The organism is Actinoplanes sp. NPDC049598 (assembly GCF_040675435.1).
Lineage (GTDB): Bacteria > Actinomycetota > Actinomycetes > Mycobacteriales > Micromonosporaceae > Actinoplanes.
Genome location: NZ_JBFAOX010000001.1, coordinates 731,673 through 751,751 on the forward strand (window position 1 = coordinate 731,673; position 20,079 = coordinate 751,751).

At 72.4% G+C, this 20,079-nt stretch carries 19 protein-coding genes and 4 tRNA genes; 18 read left to right on the top strand and 5 right to left on the bottom strand.

Annotated features, from left to right (window positions below; all coding sequences use genetic code 11):
* Positions 1–2: 2 nt before the first annotated feature.
* The 3 genes from AB0J66_RS03685 to AB0J66_RS03695 are packed head-to-tail and all read left to right on the top strand — an operon-like array spanning position 3 to position 3,799.
* Entirely contained in the window at positions 3–686 is a 684-nt protein-coding gene (locus AB0J66_RS03685) for a response regulator transcription factor (RefSeq protein ID WP_364655366.1), read from the top strand.
* Positions 683–1,831 carry a HAMP domain-containing sensor histidine kinase gene (locus AB0J66_RS03690; protein WP_364655368.1) on the top strand — a complete coding sequence of 383 codons (1,149 nt, stop codon included), beginning with the start codon at positions 683–685 and terminating at the stop codon, positions 1,829–1,831. The genes AB0J66_RS03685 and AB0J66_RS03690 overlap by 4 nt, the downstream gene beginning before the upstream one ends.
* Before the next feature lie 27 nt (positions 1,832–1,858).
* Positions 1,859–3,799, top strand: a complete 1,941-nt coding sequence (locus tag AB0J66_RS03695; RefSeq protein ID WP_364655369.1) for a SpoIIE family protein phosphatase — start codon at positions 1,859–1,861, stop codon at positions 3,797–3,799.
* On the opposite strand, the gene AB0J66_RS03700 is transcribed toward AB0J66_RS03695, so the two are convergent.
* Positions 3,784–5,169 (bottom strand): GGDEF domain-containing protein, encoded by a 1,386-nt coding sequence (locus AB0J66_RS03700; RefSeq protein WP_364655371.1) that lies wholly within the window; start codon positions 5,167–5,169, stop codon positions 3,784–3,786. The two genes, AB0J66_RS03695 and AB0J66_RS03700, sit on opposite strands and share 16 nt — an antisense overlap.
* Positions 5,157–5,993, bottom strand: coding sequence for a PaaX family transcriptional regulator C-terminal domain-containing protein (locus tag AB0J66_RS03705; protein ID WP_364655372.1), 837 nt, complete (start codon positions 5,991–5,993; stop codon positions 5,157–5,159). Before AB0J66_RS03705 ends, AB0J66_RS03700 begins: the two co-directional genes overlap by 13 nt.
* 87 nt (positions 5,994–6,080) lie before the next feature.
* Here AB0J66_RS03705 and AB0J66_RS03710 point away from each other — a divergent pair, with 87 nt between their 5' ends.
* From AB0J66_RS03710 to AB0J66_RS03765, 12 genes are all read left to right on the top strand, one after another.
* Positions 6,081–7,241 carry an ABC transporter substrate-binding protein gene (locus AB0J66_RS03710; protein ID WP_364655374.1) on the top strand — a complete coding sequence of 387 codons (1,161 nt, stop codon included), beginning with the start codon at positions 6,081–6,083 and terminating at the stop codon, positions 7,239–7,241.
* Entirely contained in the window at positions 7,241–8,008 is a 768-nt protein-coding gene (locus AB0J66_RS03715) for an ABC transporter ATP-binding protein (protein ID WP_364655376.1), read from the top strand. Before AB0J66_RS03710 ends, AB0J66_RS03715 begins: the two co-directional genes overlap by 1 nt.
* The gene (locus AB0J66_RS03720; RefSeq protein WP_364655377.1) at positions 8,005–8,676 is read left to right on the top strand and encodes an ABC transporter ATP-binding protein; all 672 of its coding nucleotides are present in this window, start codon (positions 8,005–8,007) and stop codon (positions 8,674–8,676) included. Before AB0J66_RS03715 ends, AB0J66_RS03720 begins: the two co-directional genes overlap by 4 nt.
* The gene (locus AB0J66_RS03725; protein ID WP_364655379.1) at positions 8,669–9,520 is read left to right on the top strand and encodes a branched-chain amino acid ABC transporter permease; all 852 of its coding nucleotides are present in this window, start codon (positions 8,669–8,671) and stop codon (positions 9,518–9,520) included. Before AB0J66_RS03720 ends, AB0J66_RS03725 begins: the two co-directional genes overlap by 8 nt.
* Before the next feature lie 304 nt (positions 9,521–9,824).
* Positions 9,825–11,192 (top strand): branched-chain amino acid ABC transporter permease, encoded by a 1,368-nt coding sequence (locus tag AB0J66_RS03730; RefSeq protein ID WP_364655381.1) that lies wholly within the window; start codon positions 9,825–9,827, stop codon positions 11,190–11,192.
* An 81-nt stretch (positions 11,193–11,273) separates the two neighbouring features.
* Positions 11,274–11,480, top strand: a complete 207-nt coding sequence (locus tag AB0J66_RS03735) for a hypothetical protein (RefSeq protein WP_364655383.1) — start codon at positions 11,274–11,276, stop codon at positions 11,478–11,480.
* Positions 11,481–11,545: 65 nt separating this feature from the next.
* Entirely contained in the window at positions 11,546–12,001 is a 456-nt protein-coding gene (locus AB0J66_RS03740) for a MaoC family dehydratase (RefSeq protein ID WP_364655385.1), read from the top strand.
* A gap of 4 nt (positions 12,002–12,005) precedes the next feature.
* Positions 12,006–13,499: a long-chain fatty acid--CoA ligase gene (locus AB0J66_RS03745; RefSeq protein ID WP_364655386.1), complete on the top strand. Its 1,494-nt coding sequence runs from the start codon at positions 12,006–12,008 to the stop codon at positions 13,497–13,499.
* 107 nt (positions 13,500–13,606) lie between these two features.
* Positions 13,607–13,679 (top strand) — tRNA-Gly (locus AB0J66_RS03750).
* Positions 13,680–13,694: 15 nt separating this feature from the next.
* Positions 13,695–13,767, top strand: a tRNA-Leu gene (locus tag AB0J66_RS03755).
* 12 nt (positions 13,768–13,779) lie between these two features.
* Positions 13,780–13,872, top strand: a tRNA-Ser gene (locus tag AB0J66_RS03760).
* A 19-nt stretch (positions 13,873–13,891) separates the two neighbouring features.
* Positions 13,892–13,968 (top strand) — tRNA-Ile (locus tag AB0J66_RS03765).
* A 513-nt stretch (positions 13,969–14,481) separates the two neighbouring features.
* Here the strand turns inward: AB0J66_RS03765 and AB0J66_RS03770 are convergent.
* Positions 14,482–15,318: a helix-turn-helix transcriptional regulator gene (locus AB0J66_RS03770; protein ID WP_364655387.1), complete on the bottom strand. Its 837-nt coding sequence runs from the start codon at positions 15,316–15,318 to the stop codon at positions 14,482–14,484.
* An 87-nt stretch (positions 15,319–15,405) separates the two neighbouring features.
* On the opposite strand from AB0J66_RS03770, the gene AB0J66_RS03775 reads away from it, so the two are divergent.
* A complete protein-coding gene (locus AB0J66_RS03775; RefSeq protein WP_364655389.1) occupies positions 15,406–16,242 on the top strand; it encodes an oxidoreductase in 837 nt (278 codons plus the stop codon).
* Between the two features lie 47 nt (positions 16,243–16,289).
* On the opposite strand, the gene AB0J66_RS03780 is transcribed toward AB0J66_RS03775, so the two are convergent.
* Both AB0J66_RS03780 and AB0J66_RS03785 read right to left on the bottom strand, forming a co-directional pair.
* Positions 16,290–16,901 carry a HEAT repeat domain-containing protein gene (locus AB0J66_RS03780; RefSeq protein ID WP_364655391.1) on the bottom strand — a complete coding sequence of 204 codons (612 nt, stop codon included), beginning with the start codon at positions 16,899–16,901 and terminating at the stop codon, positions 16,290–16,292.
* A 159-nt stretch (positions 16,902–17,060) separates the two neighbouring features.
* Positions 17,061–18,557: an MFS transporter gene (locus AB0J66_RS03785; protein WP_364655392.1), complete on the bottom strand. Its 1,497-nt coding sequence runs from the start codon at positions 18,555–18,557 to the stop codon at positions 17,061–17,063.
* A gap of 127 nt (positions 18,558–18,684) precedes the next feature.
* On the opposite strand from AB0J66_RS03785, the gene AB0J66_RS03790 reads away from it, so the two are divergent.
* Positions 18,685–19,305 (top strand): hemerythrin domain-containing protein, encoded by a 621-nt coding sequence (locus tag AB0J66_RS03790; RefSeq protein ID WP_364655393.1) that lies wholly within the window; start codon positions 18,685–18,687, stop codon positions 19,303–19,305.
* Positions 19,302–20,060, top strand: coding sequence for an AfsR/SARP family transcriptional regulator (locus tag AB0J66_RS03795; RefSeq protein ID WP_364655394.1), 759 nt, complete (start codon positions 19,302–19,304; stop codon positions 20,058–20,060). Before AB0J66_RS03790 ends, AB0J66_RS03795 begins: the two co-directional genes overlap by 4 nt.
* Positions 20,061–20,079: the final 19 nt, after the last annotated feature.

Here is a 20,079-nt window from a genome sequence, read left to right on the forward strand (position 1 = left end):
GGATGCGCCTTCTGGTTGTTGAGGACGAGGAAGATCTGGCGGAAGGCCTCCGGGTGGGACTGGCCCGTACCGGGTACGCGGTGGACGTCGCCGGCGACGTCGCCCAGGCGTACGACCGGCTGACCGTCAACGCGTACGACCTGATGCTGTTGGACGTGAATCTGCCGGATGGCGACGGCTTCTCGTTGTGCCGCTCCGTGCGTACCGGCGAGACCCCGACCCCCGGCCCGGGTGACCTGCGGGTGTTGATGTTGACCGCCCGGGGCGGTCTGGACGACCGGGTGCGCGGGCTGGACGGCGGCGCCGACGACTACCTGGTCAAGCCGTTCCATCTGGCCGAGCTGCTGGCGCGGGTGCGGGCGCTGCTGCGCCGCGACACCGGCGGCGGCTCGGCCCGGCTCACCGTCGGCCCACTGGCGCTGGACACGGCCCGGCACCAGGCGGACCGCGACGGCGAGCCGCTGCCGCTGACCCCCAAGGAGTTCGGCGTCCTGGAGTACCTGATGACCCGGCCCGGGCACGTGGTGCCGAGCGAGGAGCTGCTCGAGCACGTGTGGGACGCCAACGCCGACCCGTTCACCCAGACCGTCCGGGTCACCGTCGGCACGCTGCGCCGCAAGCTGGGCGAGGGGTGGATCGAGACGGTGGTCGGGCGGGGCTACCGGCTGCGGGAGGCGGCGCCGTGAGGTCGCTGCGGGCCCGGCTGACCGTCATCTACTCGACGGTGCTGTTCGCGCTGGCCGGGCTCACCCTGGGCGGCATCTACATCGCGATCGCGCAGACCACCGAGCCGCAGCCGATCACCGAGCGGACGGCCAAGCTCTACGAGAACCGCCAGTACCTCGGTCAGGTCACGTTCGCCGAGGTCGGCGAGATCGAGGCGGCGGTCAACTACAACACGATGAGGAACCTGCGGCAGTACTCGCTGTACGCCCTGGGCGGGCTCTTCGTGGCCAGCCTCGGCGTGGGCTGGGTGCTGTCGGGGCGGGCGCTGCGGCCGGTCGGGGCGATCACCCGGACGGCCCGGGAGATCCAGGCGACCGACCTGTCGCGGCGGATCCGGCTCGACGGGCCCCGCGACGAGCTGCGCGACCTGGCCGACGAGATCGACTCCATGCTGGACCGGCTCGACCACGCGTTCTCGGCCCAGCGGCAGCTCATCGACGACGCGTCGCACGAGCTGCGGAGCCCGCTGGCCATCATCCGGACCAACCTCGACGCCTCGCTGACCGCGCCCGACGCCACACCGGAGGAGCGGGGCCGGGCCGTCGCGGTCGTCGACCGGGCCACCACCCGGATGTCCCGGCTGGTGGAGGACCTGCTGGCCACGGCCCGGCGTGAGGCCGGCACGATGACCGACACCGACCTGGACCTGAGCGTGGTGGCCCGCGAGGCGGGGGAGGAGTCGCCCGGGCGGGTCGCCTACGCGACGGCGCCGGGGCTGCGGCTCATCGGCGACGCCGACGCCCTGCGGCGGGCCGCGGGCAACCTGCTGTCCAACGCGGTCCGGCTGGCGCCGCCCGATTCGACGATCACGGTGGCCACGGGGCGTACGGGATCGTGGTTGTGGCTGGCCGTGGCCGACGAGGGCCCGGGCATCCCGGCCGGCGACCTGCCCAAGGTGTTCGACCGGTTCTGGCGGGGCCCGCAGAAGGGGACGGAACGGCGGACAGGGCTGGGCCTGGCCATCGTCCGGCAGATCGTCGAGTCGCACGGCGGCCGGGTCGCCGCCCACTCGGAGCCGGGCCGGGGTAGCACGTTCGTGCTGTGGCTGCCGGCCGCCGACCGTACGGACGAGGAGCCGCCACCCCCGGGCTCGCCATGGCCATGATCAGGTGGGCGGGGTTATCGTGCTCACGTGGCTCTGGAGGAAGCCGGCGACGCCGCCGAGGTCCACCGTGTGTTCGAGGAAATGCCCATCGTCATGTACGCCATGGCGGGCCCCGACCATCGCATCGTCGCCGCCAACGCGGTCGCGCGGGCGATCAGCGGCCGGCCCGGCCAGGTCGGCCGCACGGTGGCCGAGGTCTTTCCGGGGGCGCTGACCCAGCAGATCCTCGAGGTGTACGACCGGGTCTACCGCACCGGCGTGGCCCAGCCCGCCCTGGAGTGGCGGCTGCAGGTCGAGCGCGAGGACGGCCGCCGCGAGGAGAAGTACTGGGACTTCGTGGTCAGTCCGCGGTTCGACGAGTCGGGCGCGGTGATCGGCCTGACGCAGTACTCGGTCGAGGTGACCGGCCGGGTCCGTGAGCGCGAGGCCGAGCGGCAGCGGGCCGAGCTGGCCGAGCGGCGCTACGCCCGGGCCCGTGACGTGGTGGTGGCCCTGCAGCTCGAGCTGCTGCCCGGCGGCATGCCGGTGCTGCCCCGGGCCCGGGCCGCCGCCGGCTATCTGCCGGCCGAGGCCGACACGGCCGCCGGTGGCGACTGGTTCGACGCCCTCGCGCTGTCCGACGGCCGCCTGGCCCTGATCCTGGGCGACGTGGCCGGGCACGGCGTGGCCGCCTCGGCCACCATGGGCCAGCTGCGCGCGGTGGTGCAGGACAGGCTGCTCGACGGCGGCGACATCGCGGCCGCCCTGGCCGCGGCGGACCGGCTGGCCGGCCGGCTGCCGGCGGCTCGCGGGGCCACCGTCTGCGTCGCGATCCTCGATCCGGCCGACGGCTCGCTGGTCTACTGCACCGCCGGGCATCCGCCGCCGCTGCTGGTCGGCGCGGGCGGGCCGAGCCGCTACCTGCCGGCCACCGGGGCCGGCCCGCTCGGCGGCGGGGGCGGCCCCTTTCCGCTGGGCTCTGATCGGCTCGCCGTGGGCGACCTGCTCCTGCTGGTCAGCGACGGCCTGATCGAGCGGCCGGGCCGGGAGTACGCGGAGAGCCTGGTCGAGCTGGCCAACGTCGCCGAGGACACGGCGGCCGACCGGGTGCTGCGCGACTCCGGGCTGACCCCGGTCCAGCGGGTCTGCGTGCAGACGATCGAGTTGCTGCTGCGCCCGACCGGGCACAGCGACGACGTGACGATGCTGGCCGTGCAGCGGGTGCTGCCGCCGGCGCCGCTGCGCCGCTCGTTCGGCGCCACGCTGGAGTCGATCGCCCCGGCCCACGCGGCGATCGGCGACTGGCTGCGGGAGCTCGGCGCCGGCGACAAGGACGTGACGGCGCTGCGGCACGCGGTGAGTGAGCTGGTGACCAACAGCATCCAGCACGCCTATCGGGGCGGCGCGCCGGGACGCGTACGGCTCAGTGCCGATCTTGACATCGACGGTCAGGTCCGGGTCGAGGTGGCCGACGACGGCCGCTGGCACGAGCACCCGCCCTCGATCTCCGGCGGTCTCGGGCTGGTCCTGGTGGAGCAGATGGTCCACCAGTTCCGGTTGCGCCGGGGCCACCACGGCACCACCGCCGAGGTCCGGCACCGGATCACCACCCCGGCCCGGCTGCTGATCGCCGAGCGGGTCGGCCCGTCCGTGGCCGGCGATCCGGAGCTGCTGCTCGTGCTCGACCAGCCGTCCGCGCCCGGTCCCCGCGTCCGGCTCGACGGCCCGGTCACCGCGGCCACCGCCGGCGTGCTGGCCAAGGAGCTGCAGCGGCTCACCCGCAACGGCACGCGGCCGCTCACCGTCGACCTGACCGGGGTGACCCTGCTGGCCAGCGCCGGGGTGGTGGTGCTGCAGCACGTCCTGCGGCGCGACGCCGAGCACGACGGGAGCCTGGTGCTGTACGCCCCGGCCGGCAGCCCGGCCCAGCACGTGCTCACCCTCTCGGCGATGCCGCACCGCACGGACGATCCTCACGCCGCGGCGTGACCCCGCACGACGCCCTTGCCGGCGGCCTTGGCCGCGTACAGCGCCGTGTCCGCCTCGTGCAGCAACCGGTCGATCTCCTCGCCGGGCCCGGCGCTCACCCCGACACTGCCACGGGCGATCAACCGCCTGGTGCCGTACGGAACGGGCTCCGCCAGCCGGTCGAGCAGGCGCGCTCCCATCGCGGCCGCCTCGTGCTCGTCCGCGCCGGACAGGATCACCGCGAACTCGTCGCCGCCGAGCCGCGCGGCCAGGTCGCCCGGGCGCAGCTCGGCCGCCAGGCGGGCCCCGACCGCGGCCAGCAGAGCGTCCCCGGCCGCGTGGCCGAGGGTGTCGTTGACCGCCTTGAAGCCGTCGAGGTCGAGCCAGAGCAGGGCCATCTGCTCCTGCCCGGCTGCGTGCCGATGGAACGCGGCCCGGTTGGGCAGCCCGGTCAGCGGGTCGCGGAACGCCCGGTCATCGAGCTCGGCCCGCAGTCGCCGCACGATCAGCAGGCTCAGGAACTGCCGCCCGATGGCCATGACGGCCGAGCCCAGCACGACGGCGAACAGCACCGGGCTCAGCGTGCCGCCGGCGCGGTAGTCCATGACGACGGAACCCATCAGCAGCACGGTCGGCACGGTCGAGACCGTGCTCCACGAGCTGGTGAACGCCCGCCACCCGGTCGGGTCGGCCGGCGGCAGGCCCTCCCGGCTGGCCATCGCGAACAGCAACCCGGCCACCAGGTAGGTTCCGCCGAGCCCGTAGGAGTACCAGGGCAGGTCGAACGCGTGGACCCGGACGTTGAGAACCCCGGCCAGGGCGAAGGTCGCCACTGCGACGGCCAGCAGCTGCAGCGTGTTGCGGCCGCTGGTGCGCGACATCATCATCAGCGCCAGCGCGGCCGTGACGATCTCGGGGGTCAAGGTGGCCACCCAGACCGGGTCGGCGCCGGCCGGCACCAGCACGAACTGCCAGACCACGGCGAAGATGGCGGCGGCCGCCGTGACGACCTCGATGAGGTACATGAGACGGGTGTGCCAGTCGGGGAAGGGCGGCGAGGCGAGCAGCACGCCCGGAACGCTGACGAGCGCGGCCGCGATCGACGCGAGGTCGCCCATCGGCTCGATGGCGCCGGCCGGTCCGGGGACGCCCTCCAGGGCGTACAGCAGGTAGGAGACGCCGAGCAGCACGCCCGCGCCGGAGCCGAGCAGCAGGCCGGCCCGTTCCCGGCCGGTGTGGCGGCGGGCCTGGGCCCGGAAGCCGGCCCACGCGACCAGACCGGCCACCGCGATGGGCAGGTTGCCCAGCACCAGACCGGCGCCCTCGTCCAGATGGGGGAGGGCCGCCTGCAGGGCCACGCCCGCGGCGAGGACCAGGATCAGCTTCCGCACTCATTTCCTGTCGGCAAGTTGCTCAAAGAACTCAAGTATTCGAGGACCTCGCCGGCCACGGCCCGGGCCGGTTCGGCGTACGCGGTCTCCAGCTCCCGGAAGACCTTCTGCGCCCGCGGCGCCGGCCAATCGGCGGGCAGGTGCTCGACCGGCAGCCTTGGATCGCGCCGGATGGCGTGCAGCCACTCGGCCATCAGGCTCAGCCGGGCCGCCAGCGGGTCGGCCAGCGGGGGCGGCCCGTCCCAGCGGGCCAGGAAGTCCTCGTAGCGGGCGGCGAGACCCCTCAGGTCGTACGCGTCGGAGACCATGGCGGCGATGTCGGTCAGCCCGCCCGCCCGGGCGTGGAAGACCCGGGCGTGCGCCTCGAGCCCGAGGTCGCTGACGATCTGCTGGGCATCGACCTCGCCCGGCGCGATCCACAGGCCGCCCTGGATCGGCCCGAAGCCCGACCACGCGAGCTGCGAGCGCAGGTCGTGCCGCTGGCGCTGCCACGACTCGGGCAGCGAGAAGCTCAGCAGCGTCCAGGTACCGTCCCAGTGGTCGTTGACCGCGCCGGTGCCCCAGATCCGGGTGCGGCCGTCGCGCAGCAGGGCGGTCGAGCGCTCGGTCAGCCCGAAGTACATGCGCCGGCCGGCCCGCTGCCGGTGCAGCAGATCGCGGCCGACCATGCGGGTCAGCGTGGAGCGGGCGGCGTGCGAGGAGATGCCGAGCCGGGCGCAGACGTCGATCACGCTGCCGGAGAAGACGCGGACGCCGCGGTCGAGCACGAAGTCGCCGAACAGCATCAGCAACAGGGTCTGCGGCCGGGCCTCGGTTATCGGCATGGGCTAGATGTTAGGCAGAATATTGACGGCTGTGGAAGATGCGCCTAACTTCGGTGGCTATCGATGGCCCTGTTACGGGAGGTACCCGTGCGCAGATCCGTGCCGCTTGTCGCTTTCGTGCTCATGTTGAGCGCTTGTTCCGGCTCTTCTTCCTCGGACGACTCCATCCAGGTCGGGCAGATCGTCTCGCTGACCGGCAACTACTCGCCGCTCGGGACCGAGAACCAGAAGTCGGTCGCCCTCGCCGTGGAGCAGATCAACGCGGCCGGCGGCATCGGCGGCCGCAAGATCGAACTGTCCGTCAAGGACGACAAGAGCCAGCCCGACCAGGCCGTCCTGGCCTTCAACGAGCTCAAGGGCGACGCCGACGCCGTCATCGGCTCGCCCTTCTCCAACTCCGCCCTGGCCACCGTCCCGCTGGTCGACCGCGAGGAGATCCCGTACCTCTCCCTGACCCCCGCCGACGAGCAGGTCACGCCCGTCCACCCGTACGTCTTCGTCGTGCCCGCCCTGTCCGGCACCTACGCCGAGGCCGCGCTGCAGTACTTCCAGGCCTCCCGCCTCAGCAAGGTGGCCGTCGCCTACGACACCAAGAGCAGCTACGCGGTCGCCGGCTTCAAAGGCCTTCAGGCCAAGGCCGGGCAGTACGGGGTGACGCTGAACCCGATCGAGCAGTTCCAGACCACGGCCACCGAGTTCGGGGCGGTGTTCACGCACGTACGCTCCTCCGACGCCCAGGCCCTGATGGTGTGGGCCACCGGCGCGCCCGCGGTCGCCCTGACCAAGCAGTACGCGGCCAGTGGCCTCAAGATCCCGCTGGTGCTGACCGGCGCCCAGGCCAGCAAGCTGTTCCTCGACCCGGCCGGGCCGGCCGCCGAGGGAGCGGTCGTGGCCGGCTCGATCGGGATCGTCGGCGACACGCTGCCCGCCGGTGAGCAGAGGACGGCGGTCGAGGAGCTGTCCAAGGCGTTCCAGGCCAAGTACGGGTACCCGCCGCCGCAGTTCGCGCAGGACGGCTACAGCGCCGTCAAGTTGCTCGCCGCCGCTCTCGGCAGAGCCGGCGGCACGGACAAGAAGAAGGTGCGCGACGCCCTGGAAGGCCTGACACTGACCACGCCGAACGGCGCCTACAAGTACTCCGCGTCCGATCACAGCGGCCTCACCACCGACTTCATCGCCATCACGACGGTGACCAAGGGCGCGTTCGTGCCCACCGACTACTCCGCGCAGAAGCTGGGCGGGCGCTGATGACCGGCGCCGCGCTCGCGGTGACCGGTGCGTCGCGGGCCTTCGGGGGCGTCTATGCGGTACGCGACGTCGACCTGCACGTGGCGCCGGGCGAGCTCCGGGCCGTCATCGGGCCCAACGGCGCCGGCAAGTCGACGCTGTTCGCCCTGATCGGCGGTCAGCTCGCGCCCGACGCGGGAACCGTGCGGCTCGACGGCGTACGCATCGACCGGCTCGCGGCGCACCGCCGGTCCCGGCTCGGGGTGGGGGTGGTGTTCCAGGCGGCCCGCATCTTCCCGGGGCTGACCGTCCTGGAGAACGTGATGGTGGGGGCCCACGGCACCACCCGGGCCGGGTTCGTGGCCGCGGCCCTGCGGCTGCCCGCCCACCACCGGGCCGAGCGGGTGATCCGGGCCCGGGCGTTGTCGTGCCTGGAGGCGACCGGCCTGGCCGGCTGGGCTTCACGGCCGGCGTCGTCGCTGCCGTTGGGACAGCAGCGGGCTCTCCAGCTGGCGCGGGCTCTGTGCGGTCAGCCGCGGCTGCTGCTGTTGGACGAGCCCGCCTCCGGCTTGCGGGCGGGGGAGCGCGAACAACTGGCCGCCCTCCTGTCCTCATTGCGTGATTCAGGCCTGACGATGCTCCTGGTCGAGCACGACGTGTCCTTCGTGATGCGGCTGGCGTCCCAGATCACCGTCCTCGACCTGGGCCGGGTCATCGCCTCGGGCTCGCCGTCGTCGGTCCGCGCCGACCCGGACGTCATCGCCGCCTACCTGGGAGCGAACGCATGACGCTGGTCGACGTCTCGGATCTGACGGTGCGGTACTCGGGCGCCACCGCCCTGGCCGGCGTGTCGCTGTCGTTGGACAAGTCCGAGATGGTCGCGCTCATCGGGGCCAACGGGGCCGGCAAGTCGACATTGGTCAAGGCCCTGTCCGGCCTGGTCGCCCCGGCCGCCGGGCGGATCTCGATCAACGGGCGGCTGGCCCAGGTGCCCGAGGGCCGCGAGGTGTTCGCCGACCTCAGCGTCGACGACAACCTGCGGCTGGGCGGCTGGCGCAACGGGCGGCGCGGCCGGAACACCGACGGCATCTACGACCTGATGCCGGCGCTCGTGCCGTTGCGCCGCCGCGACGCCGGGACGCTCTCCGGCGGGCAGCAGCAGATGGTGGCGATCGGGCGGGCGCTGATGGCCCGGCCCGACGTGCTGGTCATCGACGAACTCAGCCTGGGCCTGGCCCCGCTGGTGGTCGCCGCGCTCGTCGAGCACCTGCGGGAGCTCCATCGCACCCGCGGGCTCGCCGTGCTGCTGATCGAACAGAACGCGCGCCTCGCGCTGTCGTTGTGCTCACGGGCGTACGTCCTCGAAGCCGGACGGATCGTCCTGGCCGGCGAATCGCCGGTGCTGGCGAGCGACGAGCGGGTGACCGCGGCCTACCTCGGCGGGCACTATGCGTGACTTCCTCGGCTATCTGCTGACCGGGCTCGGCCTCGGGGCCGGCTTCGCGCTGGTCGGCAGCGGCCTCGTCGCCATCTACCGGGTCACCGGCGTGGTCAACTTCGCGCAGGGCGCCTTCGCGGTCATCGCCGCCATGCTCACCTCGTCGCTGTTGACCGCCGGGCTGCCACACGTCGTCGCCGAGCTCGCCGCGGTGCTGGTGGCCGCAGTCGTCGGAGTCCTCGTCGGGCTTGTGGCCACCGGCCGGGACCCCGGCGCCGCCCTGATCATCACGCTCGGGCTGGGTGTCCTCGCGTACGCCGTGGAGATCGTCATCTGGGGCGACCAGCCCCGCTCCTTCGCCGGCCTGAGCGGCGTGGTGACCGTCGGCGGCGCCCGCATCCAGGCCCACTACCTGCTGATCCTGGCTGTCACCGGCCCGGTCTTCCTGGCCCTGGCCCTGTTCTTCACCCGCACCGACCTCGGCAAGGCCCTGTCCGCCTGCGCCTCCAACCGCTACGCCGCCCGCGTCGTCGGCATCGACGTCCGCCGCATGGGCCTGCTGGCCTTCGCCCTGGGCGGCGCGCTGGGCGGCCTGGCCGGCGTCCTGACCACCCCCGTCCAGCAGGTCACCTTCGACAGCGACGTCACCCTGATCGTCAACGGCTTCGCCGCCGCCGTCCTGGGCGGCCTCACCCGCCCCGGGATCGCCCTGGCCGGCGGCCTCCTGCTGGGCGTCACCCAAACCATGATCGCCGGCTACGGGGGCGCCGCCTACCAGCTGGAGGTCGCCCTCCTCCTGATGCTCACCGTGATGATCGTCCAAGCCACCCGCTCCGGCCCCGTCCGCGAGGCCACCGGATGACCAGCTTTGCCGCCGCGCCCCCGCCCCTCGCGAACCGGGCCGCTTTCCCCCACTCGCGGCGCCTCCGCTGGGCTGCCTTCTGTCGCTCGTGCCTCCTCCGCTGGGCCGTCTTCCCTCGGTCCCGGTCCTTCCGCCGGGCTGTTTTCCCTCGCTCGCGGTCCTTCCACCGGGGCGCCTTCCCCCACTCGCGACTCCTCGGCCGCGCTCCCCAGGCCGGGCCGATGCCAACCTGCCCGCCGCCACCGCGTGATGGGGTCGGCCCATCGCCGTGGTGCCGCGCGGGCGGGCGACGAGGGGCGGTCCGGTGAGGAAGTTGCTTCTGCTTGCTGCGGGTGTGGTCACGCTCGTGCTACCACCGCTCCTGCCGGAGCGGCAACTCTCGGTCTTCATTCTGCTCGGCCTCGCCGCGACCGTGACCGCCGGTGTCTCTCTCCTCATGGGATATGCCGGGCAGGTGTCCCTCGGTCAGGCCGCGTTCTACGCCATCGGTGCCTACGCGGCTGGTCTCTCCGCCGTGCACGGTGTCCCGTCGCTGGTCGGACTGTTGCTCGCCCCCGTGGTCGCCGCCGTCGCTGCCGTGCTGCTCGGGGCGCCCCTGCTGCGTCTGCGCGGCCACCACCTGGCGTTCGCCACCCTAGCCGTCCAGCTGATCCTGCTGTCTCTGCTCGGCCAGGGCACCTGGGCCGGCGGCGCGATCGGCCTGCAGGGCATCCCGCGCCTGTCCCTCGGCCCCCTGGAACTGAAGGAGGACATCGGCTACGCGTACGTCGTCTGGGCCGTCCTCGCCATCGTCCTGCTCATCTCCCGCAACGTCGTCGCCTCCCGCCCCGGCCGCGCCCTGCGCGCCGCCGCCACCAGCGAGATCGCCGCCGCCGCGAGCGGCGTCCCCGTAGGCGGCTACCGCCTGGCCGTCTTCACCCTCTCCGCCGCCTTCGCCGGCCTGGCCGGCGGCGTCTACGCGTTCTACCTGGGCTACCTGGCCCCCGGCTCCTTCCCGGTGCTCCTGTCCATCGAGTTCGTAGTCATGGCCGTGGTAGGCGGCCTGGGCACCATCGCCGGCCCGCTGGTCGGCGCCACGGTGATCGTCCTGCTCGTCCAGCTCCTCAACGAGCTCGGCACCCAGCCCGGCATGCCCAGCTACGCCCCCAGCGTCCTGTCCTACGCGGTCTACGCCCTGCTCCTGATCCTCGCCATCCTCTACATGCCCAAAGGCATAGTCCCCGCCCTCCACCAGCTGTCCGCCCGCTTGCCGCTGCTCCGAACCCCCTCACCCCAAACCACACCCACACCCGCGCCGTCGTCCCCAGCCCGAAATGCCCCTGTTGCCGAGCCGCCGCCCGCTGCCCGTGGTGTACCGATGGCCGAGCCGCCGTCCCCAGCCCGAGATGCCCCTATCGACGAGCCGCCGTCCACAGCCCGAGAGGTCCGTCCTGGCGAGCCCGCGTCCACAGCCCGAAATGTCGCTGAGGAGGCGGAGCCTGAGCACGGTAGATCGGACGGTGGGGTGCCTGGGGTCTCCGGTGGGGGTGCCGCGTCGGGTTCGAGTGGGGGCGCTGAGTCGGATTCGGGTGGAGGTGCCGTGTCGGGTTCAGGCAGCGGTGCGGGGTGGGGCGCGGCGTCGGGTTCGGGTGGGGCTGGGTCGTCTGCTGATTCTTTGGAGGGGCGCGCATGAGGATTCGCCGCGATCATCGGCGCGCTGGTGGGGGGTGCTGCGCCGGTTTCTGCTCCGGTTGCACAGGGCTCGCAGCGGCTGTTGCGGCAGGCGTTCGTGCACCGCGCCGGCCACTGCACCTTCACCACCGGCGAAATGCTTGCCGCCCTGCGCAGCCTGGAACGCCGGGTTGCCACCGGCCGCTGGCCGGACACCTCACCCCGCGCCTTGAACACGCTGGCCACCTCCGTGGACACCCCGGTCCACGTGAACTACACGCCGGCCCTTCACCGTGAGGCCGAAGTTTGAGACGCGTGTCGCACAGGTGGCAGCGCAGAATCAGTCAACACAGACTCACAGCTAGGGGAGACCGGATGATCAGCGTCAACGGCATCGATGAGCTCAAAACCCTCGGCGGAAAGGACCTCGGGCACAGCCAGTGGCTGGAGATCACCCAGGAGCGGGTCAACCAGTTCGCCGAGGCCACCGGCGACCATCAGTGGATCCATGTGGACGTGGAGCGGGCCCAGGCCGGGCCGTTCGGCGGCCCGATCGCGCACGGCTACCTCACGCTGTCCCTGGTCATCCCACTCTTCTCGGAGCTGCTCGAAGTGCGCGGGGTGTCCATGGGCATCAACTACGGCCTCGACAAGGTGCGGTTCCCGTCGCCGGTGAAGGTCGGCTCGAAGGTGCGGCTGGCGGCCACCGTGGCGGAGGTCGGGCCGGTCGGTGGCGGCGGAGCGCAGGTGAAGCTCGACTTCACGGTCGAGATCGACGGGGCCGAGAAGCCGGCGTGTGTCGCGCGGCCGATCTACCGCTACTACCCCTGACGCCATGAACAGGGGACTCGGCTCGTGGCCGGCCCGCCGGGCCGCCATCTCGCCGGATCGGGTCGCGCTGGTCTTCGGTGACGACTCATGGACGTACGGCCAAATGAGTGACCGAATCACCCGGCTCGCCCACCGTTTGCGCGCGGAAGGGGTCGGCCGCGGCGACCGCGTCGCCTACCTCGGGCCGAATCATCCGGCGCTGGTCGAGACCCTGTTCGCCACCCACCTGCTCGGCGGCATCTTCGTTCCGCTGAACTTCCGGCTCACCTCGGCCGAGGTCGCCTATCAACTCGAGCATTCCGGCGCGCGGCTCCTCATCCGTGCGCCGGAATGCGCCGCGGCCCAGGCCCCGGCCACGATCCTCGTGCCCGAGCTGGCCGGCCCGGAGCGGCCCGAGCCGGCCGACCTGGAGACGATCGACACGGAGTTGGACGATCCGGCGTTCATCCTCTACACGTCGGGAACGACCGGGCGGCCGAAAGGCGCGGTGCTCACCCACGGCAACGTCATCTGGAACACGTTCAATCTGCTCGTCGGGGTCGATGTGGCGGGCGACGAGGTGACGCTGATCGGGGCGCCGCTCTTCCACGTGGCGGCGCTCAACCAATGCCTGCTGCCGACCGTTCTCAAGGGCGGCCGGTCGGTCATCATGCCCTCGTGGGATGCCGAGGCGGCGCTCGAGCTGATCGAGTCGCAGCGCGTGACCTGGATGTTCGGGGTGTCGGCGATGTTCGCGGCGCTGGCCCGGTCGCCGCGGTGGGCGTCCACGGACCTGTCCTCGCTGCGCTGCGTGATGAGCGGGGGCGCGGCGGTCCCGCCGGCGCTGATCCGTGCCTATCAGGAGCGGGGCCTGACCTTCTGCCAGGGCTACGGCATGACCGAGACCGCGCCCGGCGCGACCTTCCTCGAGGCCCGGGCAAGCCTGAGCCATGTCGGCTCGGCCGGGGTCCCGGTCTTCTTCACGGACGTACGGGCCGTGCGGCCCGACCTTACCGGCACGTCCCCCGAGGAGCCGGGCGAGGTGCTGGTACGCGGCCCCAACGTGACCCCCGGCTACTGGAACGACCCGGCGGCCACCGCGGCCGCCTTCACCGACGGCTGGCTGCACACCGGCGACATCGCGGCGGTCGGCGCGGACGGCCACTTCCGCATCCTCGACCGCCTGAAGGACATGTACATCTCCGGCGGCGAGAACGTCTACCCGGCCGAGGTCGAGGCCGCCCTCTTCACCCACCCGGCCGTCGCCGAGGCCGCGGTCATCGGCGTACCCGACGAGAAGTGGGGCGAGTCCGGCCACGCCTTCGTCGTCCCGGCCGCCGGCCGGCCACCGAGCGCCGGAGAACTGCGCGCCCACCTCACGGAGCGCCTCGCCAAATACAAGATCCCGGCCGTTTTCACCATCGTGGACGACCTCCCCCGAACCGGATCGAACAAGGTCCGCAAAGCCGAACTCCGCCGCCGATTTAATCCGTTGCCCCACCAGCGCGACGCCTCCTAACATCGTCATCACCACCGAGGCGCAGGGAAAGGAGAAGCAAATGTTCACGATTCCCCTGCGCATTGATCGAGGTCGGTGGCCCAGCTGAAGCACGCTGATGCCGCTCTGCGGTTGTAGCTCAGCAGGGAGAGCGCCACCTCGCCATGGTGGAGGTCGCCGGTTCGATCCCGGTCAACCGCTCGCAGGAAACACCAAGCCCGGGTAGCCCAACGGCAGAGGCGCGCCGCTCAGGACGGCGTTGGTGCGCGTTCGAATCGCGCCCCGGGTACGCACCGAAAATGGAGAGCTGGCCGAGTCCGGTTGAAGGCGGCGGAGTGCTGATCCGCAACGGGAACCTCGGTTTCCGTCGAGGGTTCGAATCCCTCGCTCTCCTCGAAGAAACAGCGAACAATGTCGCCGTAGCTCAGTCGGTCAGAGCGCGGACCTGATAAGTCCGAGGCCGGTGGTTCGACCCCACCCGGCGACACCAGAACGGCTCAGCGCGAGAGGACCGGATGCCGGCGAGCCGCTCGGACCGCGACCCCAGCTCGGCCGCCCGGTCCGGGTCGTACGAGGCCCGGCTGGTACGGACGACAGCCGGTCGGCCGGTGCGCTGAAAGAGACCGTCCAGCCCGATGCAGGTGCCGCCGACGACCTCGGCTGCGGTCGCCGCGTGGAGGATGGGCAGCGCCCTGCTGTGGGCTCTGACCCGACCCGCCGTCCCGCCGCCTTCGCGGCGATGGAACGCGCCGAGGCCGCCGGAAACGAGTTGGCCGCGGCGGTGTTGGCCTGCTGGCGGTGGGACCAGAGTCTCGACCCCTCCCTTGAGCCGGCCCTGCGCGCAGCGGCGGAGCTTTACCCCTCGGCTCGCAACGCCTCGGCGACCGGGCCGGGGCCGAGGACACTACCGGCAAGCCGCGGACGGCGGAGACACCCTGGCCGCGGCGGCGTTGCGGGACCTGCTGGAGGACTGAGCACGCGGTTTCGCTCCACCGCCCAGCGATCACGGCTGGGGCGAGAACGGCTGGATTCCGATGGCCGCCAGCAGGTCCAGTTTGCTGCGGGCGTCGGTGCCAGGGCGTGGGGTGTAGACGACCAGGCGCAGGTCGGAACCCTGGGTGGTGAGGACGTTGGAGTCCAGGGGGATGTCGCCGACGTCCGGGTGTTCGACGACTTTGGTGGCGGTCTGGTGGGCGGCGACCGAGCGCTGGGCCGCCCACAGTTCGCGGAAGCGGGGGCTGCGCCGCAAACGGGTGAGCAGGGCGGCCAGGGCCGGGTCGTTCGGGTAGCGGCTGGTGGTGCCGCGCAGGTCGGCGACGAGGGATTCTTCGAAGTCGGCGCGTTCGGCCGGGGTCTGGCGGGCCCGGCTGAAGCCGCCTTCGAACTGGCGGATCAGGACGTGCCGGTCGTCGGCGGGGTGGGCGGTGGGGTCGCCGAAGGTGGCGGCGAACAGCGGGTTCCACGCGAGCAGGGCCCAGGTGGCGTCGTGGACGGCGAGCGGGCTGGCCGACAGCTGGTCCATGATGCGGTGCAGGCTTTCGGGGATGTGCCGGGGCACCCGGGACGGGTCGGCGGCGTGGCCGGCCAGGCGCATCAGGTGGGCCTGCTCGTCGGCGGAGAGCCGCAGCGCGCGGGCCAGCGCCGCGCAGACCTGGGCGGACGGGGTCGGGGCGCGGCCCTGTTCGAGGCGGACCACGTATTCGACGGAGATGCCGGCCAGCATGGCCAGCTCGCCGCGGCGCAGGCCGGGCACGCGGCGGGCGGTCTGCTGGGGCAGGCCCACGTCGGCCGGTGCGGTCCGGTTCCGCCAGGCTCGCAGGGCCGCGCCGAGTTGGTTCATGGGTTCCATGCTGCCCCGCGCGCGGGGCCGGTGAGTGGTACAGGCTGTAGCACCCGCGAGGCGGGACACCGGGGCACGCTGGGCGGCATGACCGAATCACTGAAGCTCGCCGACGACCTGGTCCTCTCCCGCATCGGGTTCGGGGCGATGCAGCTGGCCGGGCCGGGCGCCTTCGGGCCGCCGCGGGACCGGGCCGAGGCCGTACGCGTCCTGCGCACCGCGGTCGAGCTCGGCGTCACCCACATCGACACCAGCGACTACTACGGCCCGTACGTCACCAATGAGATCATCCGGGAGGCGCTGCACCCGTACCCCCAGGGCCTGCGCCTGGTCACCAAGGTCGGCTACCGCCGGGGTCCCGACGGCAGCTGGCTGCCGTCCCCGCACAACCTGCGCGAGCAGGTGCAGGACAACCTGAAGCGGCTCGGGCTGGACGCCATCGACGGGGTGAACCTGCGGGTGGAGAAGACCGATGCGGTGGCCGACCGGTTCGGCGAGCTGGCCGAGATGCAGAAGGAGGGGCTCGTCCGCCACCTCGGGCTCTCGAACGTGACCAGCGCCCAGGTCGCCGAGGCCCGTGCGGTCGCCCCGGTCGTCTTCGTGCAGAACATGTACAACGTGGTGCTGCGTGACGACGACGCCCTGATCGACGAGCTGGCGGCCGACGGCATCGGCTTCGTCCCGTTCTTCCCGCTGGGCGGCTTCAGCCCGCTGCAGTCCGGGGTGCTGGACGAGGTGGCGGCCGGGGCCGGGGCGACGCCGCAGCAGACGGCGCTGGCCTGGCTGCTGCGGCGCTCGCCGAACATCCTGCTGATCCCGGGGACGTCGTCGGTGGCCCACCTGCGGGAGAACATCGCCGCGGGCGCGGTGGAGCTGTCGGACGACGCGGTGGCTCGCTTGAACGGCCTCGCCGGAAGCCGCTGACGAGCCGCGGCGGGGCGGGCCGAGCTACAAGCCGGCGGCGGGCGGCACTACGAGCCGTTGAAGCGGCCCGCCAGCTCCTCGGCGGCCGAGCGCCATTGGTCCTCGGCGGACGCGGTCAGCCGGTCGAACAAGTGGGGCACATTCTCCGGCGGGCGCCGGTCCCCGGCGTACCGCAGGAGGGTCGTCGCGGCGTGGTAGCGCACCAGGTATTCGGGATCGCGCACGGCCCGGGTCAGCGCGGCGACCAGCGCGCTGGTGGGCGGGAAGCGGGCCAGGGCGATGGCCGCGTCGAGCCGCGCGAACTCGGAGGCGGCCGCGCTCAGCACCCCGACGATCGGGCGGGCCCAGGACGGGTCGCCGGTGAGGGCGTAGAGGGCCTCGGCGACCCGGATCCGCATCTCCCCGGTGGCCCCGCCCAGGGCGCCGCGCAGATAGCTGACCGCGTCGGCCGGGGCCCGTCCGGCGGCGGCCAGCTCCATCAGAGCACGCGCCGCAAGGGGGTCGCCGGCGGTCAGGCCCGCGCGGAGCATGCGCTCGACGCGGCGGGGGTCGGCCCGGACGGCGGTGAGCAGCCCGGCGAAGTCGGGGCCGTTGTGGTGGACGAGGTACGGGTCACCGAAGACTTCCCGCCGCCACGTCTGCCACTCGTTCATGCTCATTGACATCCATTATTGCCTTCAGTCCGTTTTAGGGTGGCGGGCGGGGCGGTCGGATGGGTGCCGAAGATCCGCACACAGGATCACCCGGCCACCACATGACGAAAGACGATCAAGCAAGCGAAAAGCCCCGGCCGGAGCCGGGGCTTTTCGTAACAAACTTCAGTGCGCCATCGCGGGCGGCGCGTCCGGGTCCACGTCGAGCGGCCCGCTGCGGAACATCAGCGCCGACACGACCGCCGCCACCAGGAAGAATCCGCACGACCACCAGAACACCGTGTGGTAGCTCTGCAGCTGCGCCTCGGCGGCCAGCGTGGCCGACGGGGTGTGCGAGGAGGCGTAGTTCGACGCCGCCGTGGCCGCGAACGAGCTGAGCAGCGCCGTGCCGATCGAGCCGCCGATCTGCTGCACCGTGTTGATCATCGCCGAGGCCACGCCCGCGTCGTGGTGCTGCACGCCGCTGGTGGCGGCGTTCTGGGTCGGGGCGAAGACCAGGCCGAGGCCGAGGCCGATGATGAGCAGGCCGGGCAGGACGCCGCCGGCGTACGTCGAGTCGAGCTGCAGGCGGGTCAGGTAGACCATGCCGAGCGCGGCCACGAGGGCGCCGACCGGGACCAGCGGCCGCGGGCCGACCTTCGGGGTCAGGATCGAGCCGGCCAGGGTGGCCGAGAACATGATGCAGGCGAGCATCGGCAGGAAGGCCAGGCCGGTCTGGATCGGCGTGAAGCCGAGCATCGCGGTCAGGAAGTAGGTCAGGAACAGGAAGATGCCGAACATGCCGGCGCCGGCGATGCCGATCGCGGCGTAGGAGCCGCCGCGGTTGCGGTCGAGCACCACGCGCAGCGGCAGCAGCGGCTGGGCGACCCGGCGCTCGATGAGCACGAAGGCGATCAGGAAGACGACGCCGACAGCGATCGGGATCAGGGTGGCCGCGGCCGTCCAGCCGTCGGTCTCCGCCTTGCCGAGGCCGTAGACCAGGCCGACCAGACCGACGACGACCGCGACGACACCCGGGACGTCGATGCGGCCCTTGCCGTCGACCGGCTCGTCCTGCAGCTTCATCAGGCCGCCGACCACGGCGATGGCCGCGATGACCAGGTTGACGTACAGGCACCAGCGCCACGACGCGTACTCGGTCAGCACCCCACCCAGCAGCAGGCCGACGGCGCCGCCGGCGCCGGAGATGGCGCCGAAGATGCCGAACGCCTTACCGCGCTCGGCCGGCTCGGTGAACGTGGTCGACAGCAGCGAGAGGGCGGCCGGGGCGAGCACCGCGCCGAAGGCACCCTGCAGGGCGCGGGCGACGATCAGCATCTCGAGGCCGTTGGCGGCGCCGCCGAGGGCCGAGGCCAGCGCGAAGCCGACCAGGCCGATGAGGAACATCCTCTTGCGGCCGAAGAAGTCGGACAGGCGGCCGCCGAGCAGCAGCAGGCTGCCGAAGGCCAGCGCGTAGCCGGTGACCACCCACTGCCGGTCGGCGTCGGAGAACGCCAGGTCGGCCTGGGCGGTGGGCAGCGCGATGTTCACGATGGTGGCGTCGAGGACGACCATCAGCTGGGCCATGGCGAGCACGACCAGTGCCCACCATCGCCCGGTGCCCGGCGAGGAGGCCGGCGGCGCGGGAGGCCGCATCAAACGGGTGTCGGTATCGGTGGACATTGTCGCCTTCCGTAGCGAGAGGTTCACGTCCCCCTCTGCATCGGCAAGCGACCGGGCCGACTTGAGGGCCCGTCAAGTCGCGGGCAAGTCGGCTGGCCGAGACTGCGCCCTCGTGAGGGAAATGACCATGGACCACGAGCTGGTGATCATCCACCGGGTCTTCCGCCGGGAGGCGGCGCTGCTGTCACGCTTCGTGACCGGCTGCCGCCCCGGGGACACGGCGCGGGCCACGCAGGTCGCCGACGCGGTCCGGCGCTACACCGGTGAGCTGCTCTGCCACCACCGGGCCGAGGACGACCTGTTGTGGCCGCTGTTGCGCGAGCGGGCCCGCCTCTACGACGAGCTTCTGGTCCGCATGGAGACCCAGCACGCCCGCCTGGAGCACTCCCTGCTGACGATCGGGGACCTTCTGCCGCGCTGGGAGGCGGGTGCGGCCGAGGCCGTACGCGACGAGCTGACCGACCACCTGGCCGAGCACCGCGTCGTCCTCGTCGAGCACCTGGACGACGAGGAGGAGCTGATCCTGCCGCTGATCACCGAGCATCTGGCCCCGGCCGAGTGGGAGCACGTGGCCCGCCGCGGCCTGGCCACCCTGACGCTGGGCGCGATCCTGGAGGAGGCCGAGCCCGACGAGCGCCGCCACTTCCTGGCCAAGGTGCCGCTGACCGGGCGGATGGTGTGGTGGCTGATCGGCCGGCACCAGTACCAGCGCACCGTGTCCCGGCTGCGGGAGCCGCAGCCCTGGTGAGCGTCGGGGTCACATTCTCGCTGCTCGGACCGGTGCGGGCCTGGCGCGACGGCGTCGAGCTGCCGTTGGGGCCGCCGCCGCAGCGTACGGTCCTGGCCGTGCTGTTGCTACAGGAGGGCCGGGTCACCGATCTCGACGAGCTGGCCGCGGCGGCCGGGACAACCCAGCAGAGCCAGGTGCGGACATACGCCTACCGTCTGCGCCGCACCCTCGACGGCGGCCCGGTGCGCCTCGCCTGGTCGGGTGGCGGCTACGCGCTGCACGTGCCGCCGGAGTCGGTCGACGCGCGCCGGCTGGTCGGCCATCTCGCCCGGTCGGTGCGGGCCGAGCCGGGTGAGGCCGCGCCGGAGCTCGAACAAGCGGTCGCTCTGCGCCGGGGCGTACCTCTCGAAGGGGTGACCGGGTCTTTCGCCGACGCGCAGCGGGACCGGCTGGACGAGTTGTGCCGCACGGCGGCCGGCCGTCTGCTCGCCGTGCAGGTCGAGCTCGGCCGGTACGACGAGGCGATCGCCGGCCTGCAGGAGCTGGTGGCCGAGCGGCCGCTGCACGAGCCCGGGCATGCGCTGTTGCTGACCGCGCTGCATCGCGCGGGGCGCCGAGCCGAGGCGCTGGCCCATTACCGCACGGTCCGTTACACCCTGGCCACAGAGATGGGTGTCGAACCGATGCCGGAGCTGCAAAACCTGAACCGGATGATCCTCGATGTCGACTACCCGACCGTTTCAGCAGTTCAACGCGGGTCGGGGGGCACCTAGGATCGGTTCCGTGATCGAG